Source organism: Microbacterium sp. 18062 (assembly GCF_902706225.1).
Taxonomy (GTDB): domain Bacteria; phylum Actinomycetota; class Actinomycetes; order Actinomycetales; family Microbacteriaceae; genus Microbacterium.
Window position 1 is genome coordinate 1 of record NZ_CACSKB010000004.1, and the last position, 26058, is coordinate 26058.

At 72.5% G+C, this 26058-nt stretch carries 25 protein-coding genes, 1 tRNA gene and 1 other RNA gene; 19 read left to right on the forward strand and 8 right to left on the reverse strand.

Going from position 1 to position 26058, the window contains the following annotated elements; all coding sequences use genetic code 11:
* Window positions 1-13 precede the first annotated feature (13 nt).
* Window positions 14-110, reverse strand: an RNA gene (gene ffs / locus GVL03_RS02420) — signal recognition particle sRNA small type.
* Between the two features lie 111 nt (window positions 111-221).
* On the opposite strand from ffs, the gene GVL03_RS02425 reads away from it, so the two are divergent.
* The 9 genes from GVL03_RS02425 (at window position 222) to GVL03_RS02465 (ending at window position 9505) form a co-directional block, all read left to right on the forward strand.
* On the forward strand, window positions 222-1223 hold the full coding sequence (locus GVL03_RS02425) for a MoxR family ATPase (protein WP_159499153.1): 1002 nt from the start codon (window positions 222-224) through the stop codon (window positions 1221-1223).
* Between the two features lie 4 nt (window positions 1224-1227).
* A complete protein-coding gene (locus tag GVL03_RS02430) occupies window positions 1228-2463 on the forward strand; it encodes a DUF58 domain-containing protein (RefSeq protein ID WP_159499155.1) in 1236 nt (411 codons plus the stop codon).
* Window positions 2450-4717 (forward strand): DUF3488 and transglutaminase-like domain-containing protein, encoded by a 2268-nt coding sequence (locus GVL03_RS02435; RefSeq protein WP_159499157.1) that lies wholly within the window; start codon window positions 2450-2452, stop codon window positions 4715-4717. The genes GVL03_RS02430 and GVL03_RS02435 overlap by 14 nt, the downstream gene beginning before the upstream one ends.
* Window positions 4718-4743: 26 nt before the next feature.
* Window positions 4744-4828 (forward strand) — tRNA-Ser (locus tag GVL03_RS02440).
* 557 nt (window positions 4829-5385) lie between these two features.
* Entirely contained in the window at window positions 5386-5784 is a 399-nt protein-coding gene (locus tag GVL03_RS02445; RefSeq protein WP_159499159.1) for a glucose-6-phosphate dehydrogenase, read from the forward strand.
* Between the two features lie 44 nt (window positions 5785-5828).
* A complete protein-coding gene (locus GVL03_RS02450; protein WP_159499161.1) occupies window positions 5829-6725 on the forward strand; it encodes an NAD-dependent epimerase/dehydratase family protein in 897 nt (298 codons plus the stop codon).
* A gap of 485 nt (window positions 6726-7210) precedes the next feature.
* Window positions 7211-7414: a cold-shock protein gene (locus tag GVL03_RS02455; RefSeq protein ID WP_150894709.1), complete on the forward strand. Its 204-nt coding sequence runs from the start codon at window positions 7211-7213 to the stop codon at window positions 7412-7414.
* A 166-nt stretch (window positions 7415-7580) separates the two neighbouring features.
* The gene (locus GVL03_RS02460) at window positions 7581-8687 is read left to right on the forward strand and encodes an acyl-CoA desaturase (protein WP_159499341.1); all 1107 of its coding nucleotides are present in this window, start codon (window positions 7581-7583) and stop codon (window positions 8685-8687) included.
* Window positions 8688-8848: 161 nt separating this feature from the next.
* On the forward strand, window positions 8849-9505 hold the full coding sequence (locus GVL03_RS02465) for a winged helix-turn-helix transcriptional regulator (RefSeq protein WP_159499163.1): 657 nt from the start codon (window positions 8849-8851) through the stop codon (window positions 9503-9505).
* Between the two features lie 18 nt (window positions 9506-9523).
* Here the strand turns inward: GVL03_RS02465 and fdhD are convergent, their stop codons facing one another.
* Entirely contained in the window at window positions 9524-10357 is an 834-nt protein-coding gene (fdhD, locus tag GVL03_RS02470) for a formate dehydrogenase accessory sulfurtransferase FdhD (protein ID WP_159499165.1), read from the reverse strand.
* Between the two features lie 2 nt (window positions 10358-10359).
* The gene (moaA, locus tag GVL03_RS02475; protein WP_159499167.1) at window positions 10360-11439 is read right to left on the reverse strand and encodes a GTP 3',8-cyclase MoaA; all 1080 of its coding nucleotides are present in this window, start codon (window positions 11437-11439) and stop codon (window positions 10360-10362) included.
* 189 nt (window positions 11440-11628) lie between these two features.
* Between moaA and GVL03_RS02480 the strand changes: the two genes are divergently transcribed.
* From GVL03_RS02480 to cydC, 4 genes are all read left to right on the forward strand, one after another.
* Window positions 11629-13080 (forward strand): cytochrome ubiquinol oxidase subunit I, encoded by a 1452-nt coding sequence (locus GVL03_RS02480; RefSeq protein ID WP_159499169.1) that lies wholly within the window; start codon window positions 11629-11631, stop codon window positions 13078-13080.
* Between the two features lie 9 nt (window positions 13081-13089).
* The gene (gene cydB, locus GVL03_RS02485; RefSeq protein WP_159499171.1) at window positions 13090-14121 is read left to right on the forward strand and encodes a cytochrome d ubiquinol oxidase subunit II; all 1032 of its coding nucleotides are present in this window, start codon (window positions 13090-13092) and stop codon (window positions 14119-14121) included.
* Between the two features lie 100 nt (window positions 14122-14221).
* A complete protein-coding gene (cydD, locus tag GVL03_RS02490) occupies window positions 14222-16018 on the forward strand; it encodes a thiol reductant ABC exporter subunit CydD (protein ID WP_235037987.1) in 1797 nt (598 codons plus the stop codon).
* The gene (gene cydC / locus GVL03_RS02495) at window positions 16015-17736 is read left to right on the forward strand and encodes a thiol reductant ABC exporter subunit CydC (protein WP_159499175.1); all 1722 of its coding nucleotides are present in this window, start codon (window positions 16015-16017) and stop codon (window positions 17734-17736) included. Before cydD ends, cydC begins: the two co-directional genes overlap by 4 nt.
* A 149-nt stretch (window positions 17737-17885) precedes the next feature.
* Here the strand turns inward: cydC and GVL03_RS02500 are convergent, their stop codons facing one another.
* From GVL03_RS02500 to GVL03_RS02520, 5 genes are all read right to left on the reverse strand, one after another.
* The gene (locus tag GVL03_RS02500) at window positions 17886-18476 is read right to left on the reverse strand and encodes a GNAT family N-acetyltransferase (protein WP_159499177.1); all 591 of its coding nucleotides are present in this window, start codon (window positions 18474-18476) and stop codon (window positions 17886-17888) included.
* A gap of 91 nt (window positions 18477-18567) precedes the next feature.
* On the reverse strand, window positions 18568-19680 hold the full coding sequence (locus tag GVL03_RS02505; protein WP_159499179.1) for an ABC transporter ATP-binding protein: 1113 nt from the start codon (window positions 19678-19680) through the stop codon (window positions 18568-18570).
* Entirely contained in the window at window positions 19677-20486 is an 810-nt protein-coding gene (locus GVL03_RS02510) for an ABC transporter permease (protein WP_159499181.1), read from the reverse strand. Before GVL03_RS02510 ends, GVL03_RS02505 begins: the two co-directional genes overlap by 4 nt.
* Window positions 20483-21274, reverse strand: coding sequence for a molybdate ABC transporter substrate-binding protein (gene modA / locus GVL03_RS02515; protein WP_159499183.1), 792 nt, complete (start codon window positions 21272-21274; stop codon window positions 20483-20485). Before modA ends, GVL03_RS02510 begins: the two co-directional genes overlap by 4 nt.
* A gap of 2 nt (window positions 21275-21276) precedes the next feature.
* Window positions 21277-21669, reverse strand: a complete 393-nt coding sequence (locus GVL03_RS02520; protein WP_159499185.1) for a molybdopterin-binding protein — start codon at window positions 21667-21669, stop codon at window positions 21277-21279.
* A gap of 221 nt (window positions 21670-21890) precedes the next feature.
* Between GVL03_RS02520 and GVL03_RS02525 the strand changes: the two genes are divergently transcribed.
* The 6 genes from GVL03_RS02525 to GVL03_RS02550 are packed head-to-tail and all read left to right on the forward strand — an operon-like array spanning window position 21891 to window position 26000.
* Window positions 21891-23114, forward strand: a complete 1224-nt coding sequence (locus GVL03_RS02525) for a ThiF family adenylyltransferase (protein WP_159499187.1) — start codon at window positions 21891-21893, stop codon at window positions 23112-23114.
* A 49-nt stretch (window positions 23115-23163) separates the two neighbouring features.
* The gene (gene glp, locus GVL03_RS02530; protein WP_159499189.1) at window positions 23164-24408 is read left to right on the forward strand and encodes a gephyrin-like molybdotransferase Glp; all 1245 of its coding nucleotides are present in this window, start codon (window positions 23164-23166) and stop codon (window positions 24406-24408) included.
* Window positions 24405-24881: a cyclic pyranopterin monophosphate synthase MoaC gene (gene moaC, locus GVL03_RS02535; protein WP_159499191.1), complete on the forward strand. Its 477-nt coding sequence runs from the start codon at window positions 24405-24407 to the stop codon at window positions 24879-24881. The genes glp and moaC overlap by 4 nt, the downstream gene beginning before the upstream one ends.
* A complete protein-coding gene (locus GVL03_RS02540) occupies window positions 24878-25510 on the forward strand; it encodes a molybdenum cofactor guanylyltransferase (RefSeq protein WP_159499193.1) in 633 nt (210 codons plus the stop codon). Before moaC ends, GVL03_RS02540 begins: the two co-directional genes overlap by 4 nt.
* Entirely contained in the window at window positions 25507-25767 is a 261-nt protein-coding gene (locus GVL03_RS02545; RefSeq protein ID WP_159499195.1) for a DUF6457 domain-containing protein, read from the forward strand. Before GVL03_RS02540 ends, GVL03_RS02545 begins: the two co-directional genes overlap by 4 nt.
* Window positions 25767-26000, forward strand: coding sequence for a MoaD/ThiS family protein (locus GVL03_RS02550; RefSeq protein ID WP_159499197.1), 234 nt, complete (start codon window positions 25767-25769; stop codon window positions 25998-26000). The genes GVL03_RS02545 and GVL03_RS02550 overlap by 1 nt, the downstream gene beginning before the upstream one ends.
* Window positions 26001-26058 lie beyond the last annotated feature (58 nt).

Sequence of the window (26058 nt, forward strand, 5' to 3'; positions counted from 1 at the left end):
GGGATGGGGGGAATAGAAAGACTCTCCGCGAACCCGGCAGAGCCCGGTTACCCTTGCTACGTTTCCGTCCTGGGGGAATTGGCCTGGATGCCGCCTCGCGGAGAGCTGAGACGAGTCTAAACCCCGGGGCGGCTCTCGGCGAATCCCCGGGACCCGCCGCCCGGCCGAGGATACGATCGGAGGGGTTCGCCTCCCCGCCGCCTACCCGGAAGGCCCCTGGCATGACCGAGACCCCACCGACCCCCGCGCACGCCGACGTGCCCGTGACGGCGGAGTCGTTCGCCCGGATCACCGAGACCATCGCCGAGAGCGTGTCGACCGTCATCGACGGAAAGCCCGCCGCCGTGCGCGGCGCGCTCGTCGCGCTCCTCGCGGAGGGGCATCTGCTCATCGAGGACGTTCCGGGCGTCGGCAAGACGATGCTGGCCCGGGCGCTCGCCGCCACGATCGACGGCACGGTCCGGCGCATCCAGTTCACCCCGGATCTGCTCCCGGGAGACGTGACCGGCGTCTCGGTGTTCGACCCGGTCGCGCGCGAGTTCGAGTTCAAGCCGGGCGCGGTCTTCGCGCATGTCGTGATCGCCGACGAGATCAACCGTTCGTCGCCCAAGACCCAGTCGGCGCTCCTCGAGGCGATGGAGGAACGCCAGGTCACCGTCGACGGCCGCACCCACGAGCTGCCGAAGCCGTTCCTCGTCGTCGCGACACAGAATCCGCTCGACATGGAGGGCACCTATGCCCTCCCCGAGGCGCAGCGCGACCGGTTCATGATGCGCATCTCGATGGGCTACCCGGACGCCGCCGCCGAAGTCCTCATGCTGCGCCAGCGCGAGACCGAGAACCCGCTCGAGAAGATCACCCCCGTGCTGTCGTCCGAGCGGGTGCTCGACCTCATCGGGTGGGCTCGCCGCATCCACGTCTCCCCCGCCGTCGAGGAGTACGCGGTGGGACTCGCGCACGCCACCCGCGTGCACCCCGACCTGCGCCTCGGCGCGAGCCCGCGCGCGACCCTGCAGCTCGTGCGCGCCGCGAAGGTGTGGGCGGCGCTCGACGGGCGGTCCTTCGTGATCCCCGACGACGTCGCGTCCCTGGTGGTCCCGGTCTTCGCCCACCGCCTCATCCCCACCCGGGTCAGCGGCGCCCGCGCGGATGCGCACAGCATCCCGGCCATCCTGGAACGGATCATCGGCACGGTGCGCGTTCCCCTGGCCGCACGGTCCTGAGCGGATGCGGCGCATCTGGCCCCTCACGGCGCGGGGCACCGGTGCGCTCGCCCTCGCTTTCGTCTGCTTCGCCGTCGCGAACCAGTTCGGGCTCGTGGAACTGGTCTGGTTCGGCGTGCTGCTTCTCGCGCTCGTCGGTGCATCGCTCATCGCCGTCGTCGTCGGGCGGGGACGAGCGGACGTCACCCGTGTCGTGACCCCCGTCGTGCCGATGGCGGGCACCGACGTCGGCGTCGAGGCGCACGTGGCGCTGCGCAGCACCCTGCCGGCGACCGGCGGACGATGGCGTGACGACCTTCCGGACGGCCTCCGCGGTGCGGCGACCGGGGTGTTCCCGGCCGTCGCGTCGGGCTTCAGCCGCGGCGATCGCACCGCCGAGCTGGCCTATCGAGCGACCGTCGGCCGTCGGGGGATCCACTGGCTCGGACCGTTGCGGCTGACCTCGACGGATCCGTTCGGCGTCGCCCGCCGCTCCGTGTCGCTCGGCGACCTCACCCGCCTGGTGGTGACGCCCGCTCTCGTCGACCTGCCGAAGCTGCCCGGGATGACCGGTCGGTCCGGCGGCTCCATCCCCTCCCCCGCCAATCGCCTCGGCCAGGGTGCCGACGACATCGTCGCCCGCCCCTGGGCCCCGGGCGACTCGATGCGCCGCATCCACTGGCGGGCGACGGCCCACCGCGGCGAGCTCATGGTGCGCCAGGAGGAGCAGGAGACCTCGCCCGAGGCGACCATCGTGCTCGAGCGGGGTGTCGCACGCTGGACGCCGGAGGCGATGGAGCGTCCCGGTGCCGACGCCGCGTTCGAGAGCGCGGTGAGCCTGTGCGCGTCGGTGCTGCGACGACTCGTCCAGGACGGGTACGCCGTCGAGCTCCTCGACTCGGACGGCGCCGAGCTGTGCGGCCGCGTGGAGCCCGCTGACGCACTCGCCCTCGAGAACGCGATGCTGGCCCTCGCGACCATCACCGCTCGCGCCGAGGATCGCCTGCACGCTCTCGTGGGAGTGTTCGCGGGGGTGACGACCGGGCCGCTCGTGGTCGTGACGGGGCGCTTCGACGCAGCGGATGCGGCCGCCCTCGCGACCGTCGGCCACCACAGCTCCTTCCCCGTTCTCGTGGCGGCTGCCCCCGACGCCGACGCGCTGACGGCGACCACGGGCTGGGCGTTCGCGGCGCTCGGCGACGACCCGGCCGAGGCATGGCGCGCGGCGGGCGCGGGGAGGAGCGCCGATGGCCCGGTCTGAGCGCATCCGCCGTCGTGGCACCGTGGCGCTGGCCATCGGCATCCTGACCGCGCTCGTGGCGACGATCATGCCGGTGACGCGCGTGATCGCCCCGGGATGGTGGGTGGCGGGCGGCATCGCCCTCGCCGCGGTGACGCTGACCGTCGGGGTGGTGCTGCGGCGGCTGCGGGTACCCTCGCTCGGTGCGACGCTGGGCGAGGGCGTCGCCTGGGTGGTGCTGCTGACAGTGCTCTTCTTCCGAGACACCGCGTGGTTCGGGATCGTCCCCTCTCCCGGGACCCTGCGCCTCGTGCCGGAGATGCTCTCCAGCGCGATCCAGCAGATCACCGTGGGTGCGGCGCCGCTCGCGCCGTCGGTCCCGCTGTCGTTCTTCGTCGTCGCGGCGGTCGGCGCGCTCGCGATCGTGCTGGACCACGTCGTGGTCACGACCAGGATGCCGCTGCTGGGGGCCGTGGCGCTCGTCGCGGTCGCGCTCGTGCCGACGATCGCGGTGCCGGCCCCGATGGATGTCGGCGCGTTCGTGCTGCTCGGTGTCAGCATCCTGTTCCTGCTGCGGACGGACACGCGCACGCGACAGGGTGCGGCGGCACGGCGGCCGTCCGCCGCGTCGGCGACGGCCCTCGCCATCGGCGCCGTCTCCGTGGTCGTCGCGGTCGTGCTGACCCCGTTGCTGCCCGCGCCCGACAATCGTGCGGGACCGATCGGCGAGGCCGGCAGCTCGGGGATCAACCCGACGCTGCGACTCGGCGACGACCTGCGCCGCCCGAACCCCGTCGAGGTGCTGCGCCTGCACACGTCGGGCTCGCGGGCGCCGTACCTTCGCGCGGTGACGCTCTCGACGTTCGCCGGCGAGGTGTGGCGGCCCGACGAGGCCGAGCCCGAGCCGATCGGCACCGGCGCGGGGTTCGGCGCGGTTCCCACATCGTCCGATGTGCCGCTCGAGCAGGAGGAGACGCACATCGAGGTGGAGCGGCTCAGCACCTCGTTCCTCCCCGTCCCGTTCCCGGCGACGGCGATCGGCGGGCTCACCGGCGACTGGGGCGTGGTGTCCGAGAACCGCACGGTGATCGGCATCGGGACCGACTCGGCGGGGCAGAACTACGAGGTGCTCACGGAAGCGCCGCGCCCCTCGCTCGAGCAGATCCGCGGCGCGCCGTCGCGGGGCGCTGACCTCTCACCGGGCTACACGGAGATCCCGGAGGACACGCCGCAGCTCATCACCGACCTGGCGCTCGAGGTGACCGCGGGCGCCGGATCGGACTACGACGCGGCCGCGGCTCTGCAGCGGTGGTTCCGCTCGTCGGAGTTCCGCTACTCGCTCGAGGCCCCGGTCGAGGCGGGCTTCGACGGCGCGGGGGTCGACGCGATCGAGCAGTTCCTCATCGAGCGCGAGGGGTACTGCGTGCACTTCGCCTCCGCGTTCGCCGTGATGACCCGCTCGCTCGGCATGCCGACACGTGTCGTGATCGGATACCTCCCGGGCATCGGCACAGCCGATGCGGTCGACGATCGGATGGTCTACTCCGTGACGAGCGATCTGCTGCATGCCTGGCCTGAGGTGTACTTCGAGGGCATCGGCTGGGTCGGGTTCGAGCCGACCAACAGCCTCGGCGCTCCGCCGACGTTCTCGAGCGCGGGCGGCACGGCGGCCGACCGGCTCGACGACGAGCCCGAGGAGGCCGCGCCCGAGCCGATCGAGACCACGGCGCCGACCGATCGCCCGGACACCCCTGACAGCCCGGATGCGGGCGCCGCCCCGGGGGCGGACGGTTCGGGCGGGGCGGTGTCGGCGACGCTGATCGTGCTCGTGGCGCTGCTCGTGCTGGCGGCTCCCGGGCTCGTCCGCGGGTTCTGGCGGCGCCGCCAGCTCGCCGCAGCGCGGTCGGGCCAGGAGCGCGCCGCGTGGGCGGTGGTGCAGGACACCGCGATCGATCTCGGCATCCTCGCCCCGGCGAGCGAGTCACCGCGTGCGTTCGGGGCGAGGCTGATCGCGCAGCACGCGGCGCCGCCCGAGGCGGTGCAGGCGCTCGTCGCGGCGGTCGAGCACGCGAGCTACGCACCGGCCGATTCGATCGCGCCGGGCAGGATGCGCGGCGATCGGGGACTTGCCGACGCGGCGGCCGCCGTTCGCGCCGCCCTCCTCGCGTCGGCGGCGCCGGCGGGGCGGATGCTGGCCGCCTTCGTGCCGCGGTCGTTGGTGATCCGTCCGGGGAGCGCCGCGGCGGGTTCGGGCGATCGCCTTCACGCAAGGTAGGATGGTCCGCGGCCCTTCGGGGCCGAGGAGGATTCGCCTAGTGGCCTATGGCGCACGCTTGGAAAGCGTGTTGAGTGAAAGCTCTCAGGGGTTCGAATCCCCTATCCTCCGCAGGACGACGATGGACCGTGCCCGAAGGGTGCGGTCCATCGTCGTTCCCCGGGCAGAGCATTCGAGCCCCTGGGTGGGCCCACGCCGCCGAGGCTCCGCGCGCCGCGCAGCGGCGTGTGGAGAAGCGGTGGGGACGAATCCCCTATCCTCCGCAGGACGACGATGGACCGTGCCCGAAGGGTGCGGTCCATCGTCGTTCCCCGGGCAGAGCATGAACGGGCCACTTTCAAGTCAGGGGAGGGCAATCGGCCGAGACGAGGAAGAATCCGCTCCGAAAGCCCTCGTCCGGACCGATTCCCCTCGTCTCGGCGGTCCCGGAGGCGCTCCTCGGGGAGGGAACTCCGGTCGCTGCCCTCCGTCTCGGAGCGTCGCTCCAGACGCAGGGACCGAAGACGGGAGAGATCCGGGTCGGATCGGTCGCGAGATATGCCACCCGCCCTCACCTGCTTGAAAAGGGGTGTCCTGCGCGAATGCCGGTCGCACCGCATGCGCCCGGTCGCCTACCTTGGGTACAGGAGCGCGCAGCGAGCGCACCACGCTCCGACGAAAGGACCCCCATGAAGGTCGTCTCATCATCCGACTGGCGGGATGCCCTTCCCTTCGAGACCCCGCTTCTCGTGGCCGACGTCGCCCCCGGCGAGCCGACCCGCTGCGCCACGTGCGGCACGTCGGCCGACCCGATACCCCGCGAGCGGCTCTGGGCGGTCAAGCACCGCCATCCCAACAACCACACCGGCTACCTCCGGTTCTACTGCGCCGATCACGTTCCCGCGGCGAAGGTGCCGGAGCCCCCGGCGCCCACGCGCCGCACGATCGCGCAGCGAGAGCGGAGCGCGGCGACCCCGACCCGGCGGGCAGAGCCCGTCGTAGAGAAGCCTCGCGCGGTCTGCCCCGACTGCTTCATCGAGGTCTCCGCGACCGGGCGGTGCGGCATGTGCGGCGCCCTGATCGCCTGATCGCCCGGACGCAGGTCCGACCGACCGGGCGAGAGGAGCCGAGCATGTCACGACCCCGGGCGGTCATCGCCGGCGCGAGCGGCTTCGTGGGCCGAGCCCTCGTCGAGGCCTTCGAGCAGGACGGCTACGACATCCGCACGATCCGACGGACCGGACCGCTCACCTGGTCGGAGCCCGACCGCATCCGCGCGAGCATCGACGGCGCGGAGGTCCTGCTGAACCTGGCCGGCATGTCGGTCAACCGCCGGTACAACGACCGCAACCGCGATGAGATCCTGCGCTCGCGGATCGAGACGACGCGGATGCTGCGCCAGGCCGTGGCATCGGCGGCATCCCCGCCCCGTCTCTGGCTGAACGCCTCGACGGCGACGATCTACCGCCACTCCACGGACCGCCCGAACACCGAGGCGACGGGCGAGCTCGGCACGGGATTCTCCGTGGACGTCGCCCGCGCGTGGGAGCACGAGCTCTTCGCCGGCGACCTGCCCGCGATGCGACGGGTGGCGCTCCGGATGACGATCGTCCTCGGCGACGGCCCCGCCACCGGCCTGCTCCTGCGCCTGGCGCGGCTCGGACTCGGCGGACCGCAGATCGACGGATGGTGGCCGCTGCCCCACCGCCGCTACCGGGGCATCGGTCCGCATCCGACCGGCGACGGCCGCGCGTCCGGGCACCGGACACGGGGACGGCAGAGATTCAGCTGGATCCATATCGACGACGTCGTCGGCGCCGTCCGCTTCCTCCGCGAGGACGACGCCATCGACGGCCCCGTGAACCTCTCGAGCCCGAACCCGACCGACAACCGCACGCTCATGTCGACGCTCCGACGGGTGGTCGGCATGCCGATCGGCCTGCCGGCATGGCGCTGGATGCTGGAGCCGGCGATGTGGGCGCTGCGCACGCAGCCCTGGTCGTCCCCGGAGACGGCGTGGTACAGTTGAGTCGTCTCTCAAGTGGGGACAGGCTGCTTCGGAGTTCGATTCCTCGTTGTGGAGTCATCGATCCGAATCACGCGTCACCGCCTCACCATCGGTACACGCCCGATATCTTCCGCGCTTCTGCGCGTCACCGACGTTCCGACGTCTTCTGGAAAGCACTCTTCTTGTCCTTCAGCACCGACCCCCTCCCTCCTCTTCCGTCCCTCGACTGGCGCCGAGCCGACCCCGATGTCTTCGTCGCGACGGCGCACGGAGAATACGCTGGCTTCGTCAGCGTCACGACGTCCGGCTTCACCGCCCACGGCCCGCTCGGCGAAGACCTGGGCCTGCATGCATCCGCCGATCTGGCCCGATGCGCCGTCGACGCCCACCACACCTTTGTCCCGCACGTCCCCTCGGGGGCGCGGCACCTCGCACGTCCGCACCGCACACGTCGGCGCGGCACCACCGGTCGCATTCGCGGCCCGAAAAGTAGAAGGAAAGACACGATGGCCACTGGCACCGTGAAATGGTTCAACTCCGAGAAGGGCTACGGCTTCATCGCCCCCGACGACGGCTCCGCCGACCTGTTCGCGCACTACAGCGCGATCACCGGCAACGGCTTCAAGGAGCTCCGCGAGGAGCAGAAGGTCGAATACGACGCCGAGCGCGGCCCCAAGGGCATGCAGGCAGCGAACATTCGCCCGCTCTGAATTTTCCTCAGCCGGGGCGGAGCCCGCTCCGCCCCGGCTGACGACTCCCTGAGAGAAGCGACGTATTCCCCTTCGCGGATGTGCACCCCCGTACGCTGAGCCTTAGCGATGGGCGCCCGCCTCTGGCTTCACGGCCGCAGCGGTCACCGATCGAAGAGGTGTCGAAATCTCCTCCACCACCCTCGAGCCGAGGCTCGGCCCCATCCGCCAGACCTACGCCGGGACGGCGGACTTCCCCCCGATGACCCGCGCGTACACCGAGGTGTCACAGGTGGTGCGCGAGAGCGGCCTCCTGCACCGCGCCCACACGTTCTACGCGATGATCGGACTCGCCGTCGCGCTCGGCTTCGCCGGCTGCATCACCGGGTTCGTCCTGTTCGGCAACAGCTGGTTCCAGCTGCTCATCGCCGCGGCCCTCGGCATCCTCTTCACGCAGGTCGCGTTCCTCGGGCACGAGGCCGCACATCGACAGATCCTCGCCTCGGGACCCGCCAACGACCGCCTCGCCCGCATCCTCGCCAACGGCGTCGTGGGCATGAGCTACTCGTGGTGGTCGACCAAGCACACGCGCCACCACGCCAACCCGAACCGCGTGGGCAAGGATCCCGACATCGAGGTCGACACGATCTCGTTCCTCGAAGAGGATGCGGCCGAAGCCCGCGGCATCCGGCGCCTGATCACCCGCAAGCAGGGCTGGTTCTTCTTCCCGCTCCTGATGCTCGAGGGACTCAACCTCCACTTCATCTCGTTCCGGCACCTCTTCAGCCGCGAGCCCGTCAAGGGCCGCTACCTCGAGCTCGGCCTTCTCGTGGCCCGCTTCGCGATCGTGCTGACCCCCCTCTTCCTCTTCCTGCCGCTCGGCATGGCGTTCGCCTTCCTCGGGGTGCAGCTCGCCGTCTTCGGCGTGTACATGGGCGCCTCGTTCGCTCCGAACCACAAGGGCATGCCGGTCATCGCGAAGGACGCGAAGCTCGACTTCTTCAGCAAGCAGGTGCGCACCTCTCGCAACGTCCGCGGAGGATGGTGGGCCACCTGGCTCATGGGCGGACTGAACTACCAGATCGAGCACCACCTCTTCCCGAACATGCCGCGACCGCACCTGTCGCGCGCGCGGGAGATCGTGCGGGAGCACTGCCGCACCCTCGACGTCCCGTACACCGAGACGTCTCTCCTGCGTTCCTACGCGATCGTCATCGACTACCTGAACCGCGTGGGCCTGGCCGCACGCGACCCGTTCGACTGCCCGATGGCCGCGACCTACCGCCGGGTCTGACCCGCGCTTCCCACTCCCGGCGCTCCTTCGCCGGTCAGGCCCCGCGGGTCGGATGACGCGCCCCGCCGGACGCGCCGGAGAGCGCGCGTCATCTCCATTTCCTCCCTCCCCGGCAGCTTTCACCCTGTGCAGGACCCGGATCGTCCTGCATAATTAGTGGTATGACCACTGCTACGTACAGCGCGATCTCCAGCTACTCCCGGGTGCAGATCCTCCACACGTTGCAGAAGCGCGGACAGCGCACGATCACCGATCTCCGCGAGGCGACCGGCCTGCACGCGAACACGGTGCGCGAACACGTCCAGCGTCTGATCGACATCGGCTACATCGTCGCGGAGACCGAGCATCGCACCACCCGGGGACGCCCGCGCGTGCTCTACAGCGCCGCATCCGGCACCCGCACGGCGAGCCCGATCGCGGTGCGCAAGGCCCGCGAGGCCGCGGAGCGCGGCGACCTGATGCGTCGCATCATGCCGTGGACGGACACCACGGACGCCGCTCTGCCGACCGACGCCGTGCACCAGATCGACGCACTCGTCGAAGACCTCGTGGACGCAGGCTTCGATCCCGCCATCGACGAGAGCACCCTCACGGTGGACATCAGCCCGTGCCCGCACGCGGAGGCCGCCCCCGAGCACCGCGACACGCTCTGCGCCGTGCACCTCATGCTCATGGACGCCGTGCTCAGCCAGGCAGGCGGTCCCCTGCGCGTCGACGCGATGGCCGCGTCCTGCGACCCGAGGCAGTGCGTCGTGCGGCTGATGCTGGCGCAACGCGACGCGGCGGCCCCGGCCCCGACGCTCGCCGCCACCCGCTGACGGTCAAGTCAGGTCAAGTCAGGTCAGGATGCGGTCGGCCCGCGCGTAGACGTTCATCGTCGGCGGCCGCAGGAACCCGACGAGCGTGAGCCCGGAGGCGACGGCGAGCTCGACCGCGAGCGACGACGGGGCCGAGACCGCGGTGAGCATCGGGACGCCCGCCATGACGGCCTTCTGCACGAGCTCGAAGCTCGTGCGACCGGATACCTGCAGCACGGTTCCGCGCAGGGGCAGCCGGTCGTTCAGCACCGCCCAGCCGACGACCTTGTCGACGGCGTTGTGCCGTCCGACGTCCTCGCGGAGCACGAGCAGCTCGCCGGTCGCCGCGTCGAAGAGCGCTGCGGCATGCAGTCCGCCGGTCTTCGCGAAAACCGCCTGCTCGGCGCGCAGCCGGTCGGGGAATGTCGCGAGCAGTTCGGCCTCCAGAGTCGCCTCGTCATCCGCGACGTCGTAGCGCGACACCGTCTCGACCGCGTCGATCGACGCCTTGCCGCAGAGCCCGCACGAGCTCGTGGTGAAGAAGTTGCGCGTCACCTCGGGCGCGGGCGGCGCCACCCCCGGGGCGAGCGTGACGTCGAGCACGTTGTAGGTGTTCGACGCCCCGCCGGTGCCCGGTCCACCGCAGTGGATCGCCCCGAGGAACTCGTCGCCGCGGCCGATCACAGCCTCGGAGACGAGGAATCCCGCGGCGAGCTCGACATCGTTGCCGGGCGTGCGCATCGTGACGGCGAGGGATCGCCCGCCGACCCGGATCTCGAGCGGCTCCTCCGCGGCGAGCACATCGGCCCGCCGGTGGGGTTCGTGCCCGAGGGTGATCTTCACGACCGGGCGCCGCGTGGTGATGCGTCCCACCCTCAGCCTCCGATCGCGTTCATGCCGCGCGCCGGCTGCAGGAAGGACGGGTCGTCGATCGCGTGGCCGGCGAGCTTGCCGTGAACGCACGCGTGCAGCATCCGGTCGACGTCGTCGTCGGTCCCGCCGCCGCGGAGGACGGGCACGAGGTCGTACTCGGTCGTCGAGAACAGGCAGTTGCGCAGCTGACCGTCGGCGGTGAGCCGCAGCCGGTCGCAGTCCCCGCAGAACGGCGCGGTCACAGAGGCGATCACGCCGACGGTCTCGGGGCCGCCGTCGATCATCCAGCGCTCGGCGGGTGCGCCGCCACGACCGGGCACCGGCGCGAGCTCCCACCGTGCGGCGAGCGCGGCGAGGATCTCGTCGCGCGTGACCATCTGCGTCCGGTCCCAGGTGTGGCCGGCGTCGAGGGGCATCTGCTCGATGAAGCGCATCTGGGCGCCGTGCTCGATCGCGAACGCCACCAGGTCGACGAGCTCGTCGTCGTTGACGCCCCGCATCGCGACGGCGTTGAGCTTCAGGGGGCGCAGGCCCGATGCGGCGGCCGCAGCGATCCCCTCGAGCACGTCATCCAGCCGATCGCGGCGGGTGAGCGCGGCGAACCGTTCGCGATCGAGGGTGTCGATCGAGATGTTCAGGCGGCCGAGGCCCGCATCGACGAGATCCGGCAGCACCTCGGGGAGACGGATGCCGTTCGTCGTCATCGCGATCTCGACAGGCCCGTGGGGAGTGCGGATCGCGGCGAGTCGGCGGACGACCTCGACGATGTCACGGCGCAGGAGCGGCTCGCCGCCGGTGAGCCGGAACGTCGTGATGCCGGCCGTCGCCGCCACCCGCGCGACCCGCTCGATCTCGTCGAGGCTCAGGATGCTCTCGCGGGCGAGCCACTCGTTGCCCTGCTCGGGCATGCAATAGGTGCAGCGCAACGAGCACCTGTCGGTGAGCGAGACACGGAGGTCCCGGTGCACCCGGCCGAAGGTGTCGGCGAGGGGGGCTCCCGCCGATGCGTCGCCCGCCGCACGCCGCACGCCGTGCTCGGCCCGCGGTCGCCGCCGCCCGATCGCGACCGGAACGGCGGTCACGGACGCGCCCGTTCCGTCGCCGCTGTCGTCATGGTTCGAGGGTACGCGGCGGCGGGCACCCCGAGGGCCGATTATTCACGGCCCGTCTCCGGGGCGATCCTGGGCATCCTCTGGGAAGCTTGCCGGGAATCGCGTCGACCTGTCGGCCATAGGTCGGCGCCCGTCGGCGCGACGCAGAAGGGGACCTCCATGGAATTTCTGGACCCGCTCGCGCTCGCACGCTGGCAGTTCGGTCTCACCACGCTGTACCACTACCTGTTCGTGCCGCTCACGCTCGGCATGGGGCTCGTGGTCGCGATCTTCCAGTCCGCGTGGGTGCGCACCGGCAATACGAAGTGGCTGCAGCTGACGCGGCTGTTCGGAAAGATCTTCCTCATCAACTTCGCCATGGGCGTCGTCACCGGCATCGTGCAGGAGTTCCAGTTCGGCATGAACTGGTCGGCCTATTCCCGCTTCGTCGGCGATGTGTTCGGGGCGCCGCTCGCCTTCGAGGGGCTGCTCGCCTTCTTCTTCGAGGCGACCTTCATCGGCCTCTGGATCTTCGGCTGGGACCGCCTGTCGAAGAAGCTGCACCTCGCCACGATCTGGATGGCGTGGATCGGCGCGGTGCTCTCGGCGTACTTCATCCTCGCGGCGAACTCCTTCATGCAGAACCCGGTCGGCTACCAGATGGCCGAGGACGGCGGGCGGGCCGAGCTCATCGACATCGGCGCCGTGCTGACCAACCGGGTCGTCCTCGCGACGTTCCCGCACACGATGTTCGCGGCGCTCATGTTCGCCGCCGCGGTCGTGATCGCGATCGCCGCATGGCACCTCGCCCGCAATCAGCACTTCGACACCATGCGCCCCGCTCTGCGGTTCGGCATGTGGATGATGCTCCTCTCCTTCGTGGGCGTCGCGATCTCGGGCGACCAGCTGGGTCTCCAGATGGTCGCCACCCAGCCGATGAAGATGGCGGCCGCGGAGGCGCTGTACGACACCGCCTGCGGGGCGGATGCGTCCTTCTCCCTCTTCTCGCTCGGCACGCCCGACGGCACGAGCGAGATCTGGTCGCTGCGCGTGCCGTATCTCTTGGCGTTCCTCTCCGAGCACGATCTCAACGCCTGCGTGCAGGGCATCAACGACCTCAACGCCGAGTACACCCAGAACTGGCCGGCCTTCGCCGATCAGCTCGGCGGCGAGCTGCCGTTCGCCCCGGTCATCTGGGTCACCTACTGGTCGTTCCGCTGGATGATGGGCTTCGGCGCGGCAGCGGCCCTCGTCTCGGTCGTGGGCCTGTGGATCACCCGCAAGAAGGCCAAGCGCGCCGTGCCGCAGTGGGCCTGGCGTGTCGCGATCTGGTCGGCGCCGCTCCCTCTCCTCGGGAGCCTCGTCGGCTGGGTGTTCACCGAGATGGGGCGCCAGCCCTGGATCGTGTTCGGGCTGATGCTCACCGAGGACGGCGTCTCACCGAGCGTGCCCGGATGGAACGTGCTGATCTCGCTGGTCGCCTTCACGCTCATCTACGCGGTGCTCGCGGTGGTGGAGTTCGGCCTCATCCTGAAGGCGGCGCGCAAGGGTCCCGACCCGATCCCGCCGGAGCCCGGAGAGGGCGAGGATCCCGAATCCGCCGACATGCACGTCCCGACGACGGTCTACTAGGAGCGCGCCATGGATCTCGCCTACCTCTGGTTCTTCATCGTCGGCGTGCTGTTCGTCGGCTACTTCGTGCTCGACGGCTTCGACTTCGGCGTCGGCATGTCCCTGCCCTTCCTCGGAAAGGACGACGTCGGCCGTCGCCAGATCATCAACACGATCGGCCCGGTCTGGGATCTCAACGAGACGTGGGTCATCGTCGCCGGGGCCTGCCTGTTCGCGGCGTTCCCGGAGTGGTACGCGACGCTGTTCAGCGGGTTCTACCTGGCGCTGCTCCTGATCCTGCTCGCTCTCATCGCCCGCGGCGTCTCGTTCGAGTACCGCCATCAGCGCGACGGCCTGCGGTGGAAGAAGGGCTTCGACACGATGATCGTCATCGGATCCGCGCTGCCCGCGTTCCTCTGGGGCGTCGCGGTCGCGAACATCGTGCAAGGAGTGCCGCTGGACGCCGACCACGAGTTCACCGGATCGCTGCTGACGCTCCTGAACCCCTACGGGCTGCTCGGCGGTCTGACGACACTGCTGCTGTTCTTCACCCACGGCGTGTACTTCGTCGCGTTGAAGACCGATGGACAGGTGCGCCGGGATGCTCGGCGCCTGGCGATCAGGTCGGGGCTGATCACGGTCGTGGTCGCTGCGACGTTCCTGATCTGGACGGTCGTCAACGCCGGAGCCGCGGGAGCGCCCGCTCTGGTGCTCGTCATCGTCTGCGCGGCGCTCGCGGCCGTGCTGCTCATCGCCTCGGTCGTGACGAACGCGACCGACCGCGAGGGATGGGCGTTCGGATTCGGCGCCGCGACGGTCGCGTTCGCGGTGCTGACCCTGTGGCTCGCGCTCTTCCCCAACGTCATGCCGTCCACGACCGATCCGGCCGGCACGCTCACGATCGAGAACGCCTCGAGCACGGACTACACGCTGACGATCATGACGTGGGCGGCGGTCATCTTCCTCCCGCTCGTACTGCTCTATCAGGGCTGGACCTACTGGATCTTCCGCAAGCGCGTCACGCGTTCGCGTATCGAGCGGGCGGCGGCGAGCGCACACTGATCTCCTCCGCGCGGCTCCCTCCCCTTCGGCGCCGCGCGGAGGTTCCCGCCCGCGGGGCTCCTCGCGGGCACGGCGGGCACCGATGAGGCAGGATCGTAGAGTGACCACCGATGCCGCTCCCGCGCCGCCGCGCGAGAGCAGTCGACCGGTCGACCCCCGGCTGCTGCGCTACAGCAGCGCCTCACGCGGGTTCCTGGTCGTCACCGCGGCGATCGTGCTCGCCCAGACCGGCGTGATCGTCGGCTTCGCGTGGCTGCTCACGCGCGCGCTCGTCGGCGCGATCGAGGGCGAGCCGGTCGGACAGATCCTGCCCCTCCTCGCCGGCGCCGCCGGGCTGGCGCTGCTGCGCGGCATCCTCGTCTTCGCCTCCGAACGCACCTCCGCGATCGGTGCCGCGCGGGCGTCGCTGCAACTGCGAGACCAGCTGGTGCGCGCGGTCGAGAGGCTCGGCCCGGGGTGGCTCGCGCAGCGCAACAGCACATCGCTCGCCGTGACGGCGGGCCACGGCCTCGAGGCGCTCGACGCCTACTTCGGCCGGTATCTGCCGCAGCTGGTCGCGACCGCGATCACGATGCCGATCCTCATCCTCGCGATGCTCATCGCCGATCCGATCTCGGGCGTCACCGTCATCGTCACGATCCCCCTCATCCCGATCTTCATGGTGCTGATCGGTCTCGCGACCCGGACCGTGCAGAACCGCCAGTACGCGACGCTGCACCGGCTCGCGACGCGGTTCTCCGACACCGTCGCCGGGCTCGGCACCCTCAAGGTCTTCGGTCGCCAGCACCGTGCGGCGCACAGCATCGAGACCGTCACCCGCGACTACAAGACCGAGACCATGTCGGTGCTGCGGGTGTCCTTCCTCTCCGGCTTCGCGCTCGAGTTCCTCGCGTCGATCTCGGTGGCGCTGATCGCCGTGACCATCGGCTTCCGGCTGATCGACGGCGAGCTGTCGCTGCTCGTCGGCTTGTTCGTGCTGCTCCTCGCACCAGAGGCGTACCTTCCGCTGCGACAGGTCGGCGTGCAGTTCCACGCCGCCGCCGAGGGCGTCGCCGCGACCGACGAGATCTTCCACGTGCTGGATGCCGCATCCGCCCTCCGCCCCGCCACCGTCTCGGCCCCGCTCCATCCGCCCCGGACTCACACCGAGAACGATGAGAGCACCGGGACGCGCGAATCCGGGGCGCGCGAGCCGTTGATCTCGGCGCGGCGGCTCGGGGTGCAGCGGGGCGAGCGTGCCATCGGGCCGATCGACCTCGACGTCTCGGTCGGCGAGATCGTGCTGCTGGAGGGCCCCAGCGGCGCGGGCAAGTCCAGCGTCCTCGCCGCGCTCCTCGGTTTCGTACCGTTCACGGGCGGGCTGCTGGTCGGCGGGCGGGATGCGGACCCGGATGCGGCGGCGCGCGGCATCCTGTCGTGGGCCGGTCAGCGGCCCGGCCTGATGTCGGGCACCGTGGCGGAGAACGTGGCGCTCGGCGCCGAGACGGCCGACGCCGCGCTCGTCGAGCGCTGTCTGGCCGACGCCCACGCGGACGTCCCCGGCACGCTGCGACTCGGAGCGACGGGATCGGGCATCTCGGGCGGACAGGCGCAGCGCGTCGCCGTCGCCCGTGCGCTCTATCGCCTCCGCAGCGGTCGCGCCCGCGTGCTCGCCCTCGACGAGCCCTCTAGTGCGCTGGACTCCGTGACCGAGGCGGCCCTGTGGGCCTCCCTCCGCCGGGTCGCCGACGCCGAGGCGGCCGGCGTCCTGCTCGTCTCCCACCGCCCGTCCGCTCGTGCGATCGCCGACCGCACCGTGCGTCTGGGCGTTCCCGGCCCCGTCCCCCCGACGCCGGACGACGGCGTCCCGGACGCGACCGCGAGCGTCTCGCCGGACGCGGGAGGGAGATCCGGATGAGCGCCTCCGACGTCCTGCGGACGGCCCAGCCGCCGCTTCGCCGCTTCTGGTGGGCCCTCGCCGCAGGGCTCGGCACCGCGATCAGCGCCATCGCGCTGTTCGCGGCGAGCGCATGGCTCATCACCCGCTCGGCTGAGCAGCCCGCCGTCATGTACATCACCGCGGTGGTCGTCGCCGTCCGCGCCTTCGCGCTCGGACGCGGTGTCTTCCGGTACCTCGAACGCCTCACCGGCCACGATGCGGCCCTCGGGCAGCTCGCCACGGTGCGGGCCTCGCTCGTGCGAGGCATCGTGCCCCTCGCGCCCGACGGGCTCGGCGGCACGCGGCGCGGAGCCCTCCTCTCGAGACTCGTCGACGACGTCGACGAACTGCAGAACCTGCCGCTGCGCGTCGTCATGCCCCTCGGCGTCGCCGGTCTCGCCTCCGTGACGAGCGTCGTGTTCGTCGCCTTCCTCTCCCCCGCCGCCGCGATCGCCCTCGCCCTCTGTCTCGCGATCGCGTTCGCGCTGGCGGTGGGGGTCGGCTGGCTGGCGGGGGCGCGCGCCGAGCGGCAGGTCGCGCCCCTGCGCTCCCGGCTCGCCGACGCCCTGGTCGACGAGCTGACCTCGCTCGACGTGCTCACGGCGTTCGGAGCGACGGATGCGGCCCACGCCCGCGTGCGCGCCGCCGACGAGACACTGCGCAGAGCCACGGTCCGCCGCGCCGGGGCGCAGGGACTGACCTCGGGAGCGGTGTCGCTGCTGGCCGGCATCGCGTCGCTCGCGACCCTGTTCGTCGCCGCGCCCCTCCTCGGCGAGGGCGGGTTCACCGGCCCGGCGCTCGCGGTGGTCGTGCTGCTGCCGATGGCCGTGTTCGAGGTGTTCGGTCCCGTTCCGCTCGCCCTCGCCTCCTGGCGTCAGGTGCGTACGGCCGCGGACCGCATCGCGCGCACCGTGCCGGACGAGACGCCCGTCGGCATCCCGCACGACGAGCCGGCGGCGACCGGCGATGCACCCGCGCTCGGAACCGGCATCTCCCTGCGCGGCGTCAGCGCCCGCTGGCCCGACCGGGCCTCGGGCCGGTCGACGGATGCCGACGTCACCGTCGACGCGGACGCCGCCGCATCCGTCGACGACGCCGGGCGCCTCACCGACCTCGACCTTCACGTCGCCCCCGGCGAGCGCGTGCTCGTCACAGGGCCGAGCGGGGCGGGGAAGACGACGCTCGCCCATGTGCTCGTGCGGTTCCTCGACTACGCCGGCTCATACCGGATCGGCGATGCCGAGGCGCGGGAGCTCAGCGGCGACGATCTTCGGCGCACGATCGGGCTGTGCGAGCAGTCGCCCTACCTGTTCGACGAGTCGCTGCGTCAGAACCTGCTGTTCGCCCGGGACACCGCCGACGACGCGCAGCTCTGGAACGCCCTCGATCGGGTGGGCCTCGCGGGCTGGGCGCGCGAGCGCGGCGGCCTCGACGCGGCCCTCGGCGAACGCGGGGCGCTCGTGTCGGGCGGTCAGGCGCAGCGCATCGCTCTCGCCCGTGCGCTGCTCGCGGACTTCCCCGTGCTGGTGCTCGACGAGCCGACCGCGGGCGTCGACCCGGCCGCGTCGGACGCCCTGCTCACCGACCTGCTGACGGCGGTCGACGCCGACCGCGCGGTCGTGCTGATCTCGCACGTGGAGGTGCCGGGCGGCCTCGTCGACCGCGAGGTGCGCCTGGAGTCCGGCCGCATCGTCTGAGCGGGCGGCATCCCGACTCCCGGCCTTCCAGCCCCGGACGCTCGCACACGACGGCGCGGATGCCCTCCGACACCCCGTGCCGGAGCCGGGGAGCCCGGCGCGTCTCGCAGGATCCCCGCCGTCGTGCCGCGGGGCGAGGGCCGGAACGGTCAGAGCGCCATCCCGAAAGCCTGCACCCCGCGGGACGAGGGGATGCGGGCGAAGCCCAGCCGGTCGTAGAAGCGCAGCGCGCCGTGGTTGTCGGCGGACGCCACCAGGTGCAGGCCGCTGACCCGCCGCTCGCGGAGGGCGTCGACGACGGCACCGATCAGGCGCCGCCCCCAGCCCTGCCCCTGCGCCTCGGGCAGCAGGTCGATGTGCAGATGGGCGGGATAGGTGTCGCCGTAGGGCTCGTGGCCCGCCCGGCGCGCGTCGGCATAGGCGAGGGTCCCGACCTCCCGCGGGTTTCCGCCCGGCCGGGCGAAGTGCGCACCATGCTCGGGCCACCACTCGTCGTGGAACCAGTCCTCGAAGCTGCGCGTGTCGGGCGCTGCGACGGCGTAGCCGAGCACGCGGGCATCGCGCTCGACGACGAAGGCGAGCTCCGGATGCCGCGCGACATACGGCAGCACGAAGACCTCCGCCCAGATGCGGTCGTCCGTGAGGACGCCGCTCGCGTCGGCGCCCGCATCCGCCGTCCTCAGGCAGATCTCCGCGAGGTCGCCCTCGTCGCCGGGGCGGAACGCGCGGATGCCGGTCATGCCCCGAGCCTACGACCGTCGTCCCTCCCGGCGCCCCTTGTCGCCCCGGCCTCTCCCCGGCGCTCGTGGGTCGAGCGCCCCCGGACGCCGGTCACGCGGGCAGCAGTCGCACGGCGGATGCCGCCACCGACAGCTCCACCGTCACGCCGGGGCGGAGCCCCTGCTCGACCACCGCGTCGGTGGCGACGTCGATCCCGACGGCCGGATCGTCCGTGTGCACCCGCACACCGCCCACCGTCTGCTCGAGACGGACGACGACCGTCCGCCACGTGTTCACCTCGGATGCGGGCACGACGGTCGCCGACTCCGCACCGATGCGCACCTCGCCCGGGCGGAACACGGCGGCCACCGGCTGCCCGTCAGGCACGCGCGCGCCGCGATCGCCCGCGAGCGCGAGCACGCCGTCGACGCGGCATCGTCCGCCCTCGGCCACGCCCACGACCCGGTTGAGCCCGGCGAGCGAGGCCACGAAGTCGGTGGCGGGCGCGCGCAGCACGTCGCGCACCGGCCCCGTCTGCGTCACGAGTCCGTCCTCGATCACCACGACGCGGTCGGCGAGGGCGACCGCGTCCACCGTGTCGTGCGTCACGACGATGCAGGTGCGCCCCGCGAGCTGCTCGCCGAGCATCGTGCGGATGCCGTCGGCGGTCACCGGGTCGAGCGAGGTCAGCGGCTCGTCCAGCAGCACGAGGCGGGGAGAGGCAGCCAGTGCGCGGGCGATCGCGACGCGCTGCTGCTGACCGCCGGAGAGGTCCGCAGGTCGACGCTCCCCCGCATCCGCGAGACCGACGCGGGCGAGCCACTCGTCGGCCTCCCGTCGGGCCCGGGTCGCCGGCATCCCGGCCGCCCGCGGCCCGAACGCGACGTTCTCGCGCGCAGTGAGGTGCGGGAACAGCCGCGGATCCTGTCTGAGCAGCACCGTGCTGCGTCGCGCGGTCTCGACCTGCCGGTCGGGGGCGGAGAGCACATCGCCGTCGAGCGACACATGACCGGCGTCGAGCGCAGCGAATCCCGCCAACGCGCCGAGCAGCGTCGACTTGCCCGCGCCGCTCGGCCCCATCACGGCCACCGTGTGCCCGGGTGCCGCCGTGAGCCGCGCGGCCAGCCGGAACGCGCCGCGCTCCACCGTCACGTCGGCCTCGAGCACGGCCGCCGCATCCGGGCCCGTCGAGCGGGACTCCGCGCGCCGGAGCACGCCGCTCATCGCACCGCCTCCGGCCGCCAGGCGCGCACGAGCACGAGCACGAGCACGGCCGTGACCAGCAGCAGCACCGCCAGCGCGACGGCCGTGCCCTGCGTCACGCCCGCGCCGTTGAACGCGGTGTAGATCGCCAGCGGCATGGTGCGGGTGACTCCCGGCGCGTTGCCGGCGAACAGGGCGGTCGCCCCGAACTCCCCGATCGCGCGGGCGAAGCACAGCACGGTGCCGGCGACGAGTCCGGGGGCGGCCAATGGCAGGGTCACCCGCCGCAGGATCGTCCATCGTCCCGCCCCCAGTCCCGCGGCGGCCTGCTCGAAACCGGTGCCGATCGCGCGCAGCGATCCCTCGAGCGCGAGCACGAGGAAGGGCAGGGCGACGAACGTCTGCGCGAGCACGACGGCGGCGGTCGAGAACGGCAGGCGGATGCCGACGACCTCGAGCACGTCGCCGAGCCAGCCGTTGCGGCCGAAGAGGAACAGCAGGGCGACACCGCCGACCATGGGCGGCAGCACGAGCGGGATGGTCACGATCGCGCGGAGGAACGCGGCCGCACGGGGGCCGGTCCGGGCGATCGTCAGCGCGAGCGGCACGCCCGCGAGGACGCACAGCGCGGTCGCGGCCAGACCCGTGCCGAGCGACAGTCCGAGCGCCGAGAGCGCCTCGGGGGAGGTCACATCGCCCCAGAGCGTCGACCACTCGACGCGGGCGATCAACGCCGACAGCGGCAGCACCAGGAACGCGAGTCCGATCACGGCCGGCACCGCGAGGGTGCGCGGCACGAACCCGCGGGGCCTGCCGCTGCGGGTCACGGGGCCCCGAAGCCGAGCTCGGCGAGGATCGCCTGCCCGTGCTCGCCGAGCACGTACGCGACGAACGCCGCGGCGACCGCCGCATCCGGCGCGTCCTCGAGAGCGACGATCGGGTAGCGGTTGACGACCTCGTCCGCGCCCTCGGGCACGATCGCCTCGACGTCGTCGTTGCCGATGACATCGGTCGCGTAGACGAGCCCGGCGTCGGCCTCGCCCGCCGCGACCTTGGTCAGCACGGCGGTGACGTTCTGCTCGGAGCTCGCCGGCGTGACCGTCACGCCCGCGTTCTCGAGGAGGGTCTGGGATGCGGCGCCGCACGGCACCTCGGGCGCGCACAGCACGACCGTGGCATCGGGATCCGCGAGGTCCGCGAGGGTCTCGATGCCGGCGGGGTTGCCGGCGGGCACGGCGATGACGAGCGTGTTCGTCGCGAACAGCTCGGGGCCTGTGGCCAGCCCCTCGTCGACGACCTTCTGCATGTTCGCCTCGTCGGCCGAGGCGAAGACGTCGACCGAGGCGCCGCCGATGATCTGCGTCGCCAGGGTCGACGAGCCGTCGTACGAGATCGGCTGCACGTCGACCCCCGGGTTCTCCTCCTCGAACGCGGCGGCGATCTCGTCGAACGCCGTGCCGAGGGAGGCCGCGGCGTAGATCGTGAGCGTGCCGGTCAGCTCGCTCTCGCTCGCCGTGGGGCTCGAGCTGGTGGCGAGAGAGTCCTGCACCGAACAGCCGACGGCGAGAAGCGCGGTGACGGCGAGGAGGGCGGGGAGGGCGGTGCGACGGCGCATGGTCAGTCCTTCGGGGTCTCGACGATGACGGTGGTGGCTTTGACGACGGCGACGGCGAGCGATCCGGGCTCGAGCGCGAGTTCGCGCGCGGATTCGGCCGACATGAGGGAGACGACGCGGTGCGGACCCGACTGGATGTCGACCTGCGCCATGACGCCGTCGATCTGGACGCGCGTGACCAGGCCGACGAACCTGTTGCGGGCGCTCGAGAGGACGTCGGTCGGGTCGTCGACGGCGTTCGCGACCGCGACCGCCCGCTCGGCGAGGGCGTCGCCGGGGATCTCCGCCGGGCTGGCGTCGGTGACCGGCAGCAGTCCCTGATCGATCCAGCGCCGCACGGTGTCGTCGCTGACGCCGAGCAGCCGGGCTGCCTGGGAGACCTTGAAGCTCTGCATCCCCTCACCCTATATCCCCGCATCCGCGGTCCATATCCTCCGATTCCCCCGTATCCACGGATGCCGGTGACCCCCGAGCCCGTCTCATCCCCGCCGGGCCTTCGTGTCTCACTTGTGCATCATCAGGGCGGATGAGGGATGCACAAGCGAGACACGGAGGACGACCGAAGCCGCACGGGTGCGGCGGACCCGGACGGATGCGGCGGGCATACCCTGGAGGCATGCCGTTTCCGCCGCTGGTCGAGCCCGTCGCCGCGCTCTCTCCCGCCGAGCGGGACCGCACCGCCCGGCACGCCGCCCTCGCCGGCTTCGGCGAGCTCGCGCAGCGCCGGCTCGCTGCTGCCCGCGTGGCGATCGTCGGCGCGGGAGGACTCGGCTCCCCCGCAGTCCTCGCCCTGGCGGCCGCGGGCATCGGCGAGCTCGTCGTCATCGACGACGACGACGTCGAGCGCTCGAACCTGCACCGGCAGATCCTGCACCGCCACTCAGACCTCGGCGCCCCCAAGGCCGACAGCGCCACACGCGCGGCGGCCGACCTCGCTCCCGAGACGGTCGTGCACGCCGTGCGCGAACGCCTCACACCCGCCAACGCCGAGCGGATCCTACGCGGCGCGCACGTCGTCATCGATGGCACCGACACATTCGAGACCCGCGCCGCCGTCGCCGCGGCGACCGAGGCGCTCGGCATCCCGCTCGTGTGGGGAGCCCTCCAGGAGTTCGACGCCCAGGTGACCGTGTTCTGGTCGGCTCCGCCCGCGGGACGCGCACCCGTCGTCCTCACCGACCTGTACCCGCCCGACAGCGTCGGCGAGGTCCCCACGTGTGCGCAGGTCGGCGTGCTCGGCGCGTTGTGCGTCCAGGTCGGCGGGCTCCTGGCCATCGAGGCGGTCAAGCTCATCGCCGGCATCGGCGAGCCATTGTTCGGCCGCGTGCTGCTCATCGACGGCCTCCGCGCGCGACAGCAGGAGATCCCGCTGCGTCCGGCCACCGCCGCGGCCCGCACGGAGCCGACGATCGATGCGCGCGCCGACGCAGCCTCCGAGGCCGGCATCGTCGCGGAGACGCTCCCGACAGGATCCGCTTCCGACGTACCCCCGGCGGATGCCGCACCCGTCCCGGCGGATGCGGCATCCGCGGCCGCGCCGCCGCTCCAGATCTCCCCCGCGCTGCTCGACGACAGCCGGGCCGCCGGAGCCGTGGTGCTCGACGTGCGCGAGCCGCACGAGACCGACCGCGGCACGATCGCGGGAGCCGTGCTCCTGCCCCTCGCCGAGGTGCTCGCCGATCCCGCCGCCGCCGGCCCCGGGCCCTTCGTCGTCGTGTGTCAGGCCGGCGTCCGCGCCCGGCGCGCGGCCGTGGCGCTGCAGCGCGCCGGGGCGACCGCATCCGTCCTCGCCGGCGGCATGGACGCCTGGCAGAGCACCGGGCACCGGGGAACCGCGTGACCCGCGCCCCGAAGAGCCACCGCACGACCCCGCACCGGGAGGAGCACGTATGAGCAGCGCGATGCGCACCGTCGAGGAGCAGCTCGCCCACGTGCTCGCACACGTCGTCGCGACCCCCGCCGAGGACCTGCCGCTCGCCGACGCCCGAGGCCGCACGCTGCACGCGGCGATCCTCGCGGCCGTCGACATCCCCGTGTTCGACAACTCCGCGATGGACGGCTTCGCCGTGCGCCATGCCGACGTCGCCGATGCGTCCCCCGACGCTCCCGCCCGCCTCCGGGTCGTCGCCGACCTGCCTGCCGGCACCGACCTCGATCCGACGCTCGCGGCAGGCGAAGCCGCCCGCATCATGACCGGGTCGCCGGTGCCGGCGAGCGCCGATGCGATCGTGCCGTTCGAGGACACCGAGGGGGGCCTCGCCGACTCGCTCGACGAGATCGCCGTGCTCCGCGCCCCGGCCGCACCCGGCGCGCACATCCGGCGGCGCGCGGCGGACGCCGCCGTCGGCGCGGAGGTCGTGCCCGCGGGCGCTCTCCTCGGCCCGCTGCAGCTCGCCGCCGCGGCCGCCGCCGGAGTCGCCCGTGCCCGCGTCGCGCGCCACCCGCGCGTCGCGGTGGTCTCCACCGGAACCGAGCTCGTCGCCCCCGGCGAGCCCCTGCGCCGCGGCCAGATCCCGGAGTCCAACGGCCTCCTTCTCGCCGCCCTCGCGGCCGAGGCGGGCGCCGAGATCGTGCTGCGCACGAGCGTCGACGACACGGATGCGGCGTTCCTCGCGACCCTCGACCGGGCCGCCGCGGCCGGCGCCGAGATCGTCATCACCTCCGGCGGGGTCAGCGCCGGAGCCTTCGAGGTCGTGAAGAACGTGCTGCAGGGCAGCGACGTCGCCTTCACCAAGGTCGCCATGCAGCCGGGCAAGCCGCAGGCCTTCGGCCGCCTCGCGCACGGCGGTCTGCTCTTCGGCCTTCCCGGCAACCCGGTCAGCTCGGCGGTCTCGTTCGAGGTGTTCGTGCGCCCGGCGCTCCTCCGGATGCAGGGGCGCACCGGCATCCATCGCCCGATCCTGCGACTGCCGGCCGCATCCGGATGGCGCACCCCGCCGGGACGACGCCAGTACCTGCCCGCTGCGATCGATCGGAGCGACCCGGCCCGCTGGAGCGTCGGTCCCGCCACCGCGGGGGGCTCGGGCTCGCATCTCGCGGGCGGCCTCGCCCGCGCCGAGGCGTACGCGATCGTCCCCGCCGAGACGGTCGCGGTGGAGCCCGGCGACCTCGTCGATGTCATGCTGATCCCATGAGCTTCACGCACCTGGATGCGGCCGGCCACGCCCGCATGGTCGATGTCACCGCCAAGCAGCCGACCGTCCGCGCCGCGACCGCACGGGGCTTCGTGCGGTGCGCCGCCCACGTCGTCGCGGCCCTCCGGGACGGCGGCGTCCCGAAGGGCGACGTGCTCGCGGTCGCACGCATCGCCGGCATCCAGGCGGCCAAGCACACCCCCGCGCTCCTCCCCCTCGCGCACGTCATCGGGGTGCACGGCGCGGTCGTCGACCTCACGATCGTCGACGACGGGATCGAGATCGAGGCGACCGTCCGCACCGCCGATCGCACCGGCGTCGAGATGGAGGCGCTGACCGCCGTGTCGGTCGCCGCGCTCACCGTCGTCGACATGGTGAAGGCGCTCGACAAGGGCACCTCGATCGACGACGTGCGGATCGTCCGCAAAGAGGGCGGCAAGTCCGGCACCTGGACCCGCCCCGGCGAGGAATGACCCCCTCGCTCGGCGCGATCCTGCTCGCCGGCGGACGCGCCACCCGGCTCGACGGCACGGCGAAGCCGCTGCTCGTCCTCGGCGGATCCTCGATCCTCGCCCGCACCCTGGCGGCCGTGCGCGCGGCGGGCGCCGCATCCGTCGTCGTCGCGGGCCCTCCGGCAGCCGGTCACGACGACCTGACCTGGGTGCGCGAGGACCCGCCGTTCTCCGGCCCCGCCGCGGCCGTCGTCGCGGCGCTCGGCGCGACCGCCCCTGCCGCCGACCCCGACTGGACGCTCGTGCTCGCCTGCGACCTCGTGCGCCCGGATGCGGCCGTGCCGCGACTCGTCGCCGACCTGTTGCTGCTTCCCGCAGACACCGAGGGTCTGTGCCTCGCGGACGAGACCTCGAGGCCGCAGTGGCTGACCGGCGTCTACCGCACCGCCGCCCTCCGCCGCGCGGCCGGCGCGCTCGCGCACGGCGGCCGCGACGCCCCGGTCCGTGCGCTCCTGGACGACCTGTCGATCGCCGTGGTGCGCGTCCCCGACGACGTCGTCCGCGACATCGATACGTGGGAGGATCTGGAGGACGCCCGACGCCGGGTCGAGCCCGGCGCCGACGGCATCGCGAAGGAGGGTTCCCCGTGACCGAGCACCTGCCCCCGGAGGCACTGGACGAGTGGGCCGACGCCGTGCGGGAGCGTCTCGGCCTCGGCCCCGACGATCTGCCGATCCCGCTCGTGCTCGACCTCGCCGGAGACGTCGCCCGGGGCGTCGCCCGGCCCGCGGCCCCGCTCAGCGCGTTCGCGGCGGGACTCGCCGCCGGTCGCGCCGGCGGCACCCCGGAACAGGTGCGGGAGGCGGTCGACCGGATCACCAGGCTCGCCGCCGGATGGAGGCCCTGATGGCCCGCGTGCGCTACTTCGCCGCCGCGGAGGAGATGGCGGGCGTCGCCGAGGAGACCCGCGCGGAACGCACCCTCGGCGATCTGCGCCACGCCCTGGCCGCCGAACGCCCCGGGCTCGGCGGCATCCTGCCCCGATGCGCGGTTCTCGTCGCCGGTGCGCGGACGGACGACGACGCGACCCTCGCCGACGACACGCTCGTCGACGTGCTCCCGCCCTTCGCCGGCGGCTGAGCAGACCCGCACTGCAGGTGGGAGTGCACGCGCCGCATCGTCCGCTGCGGCGACCCGG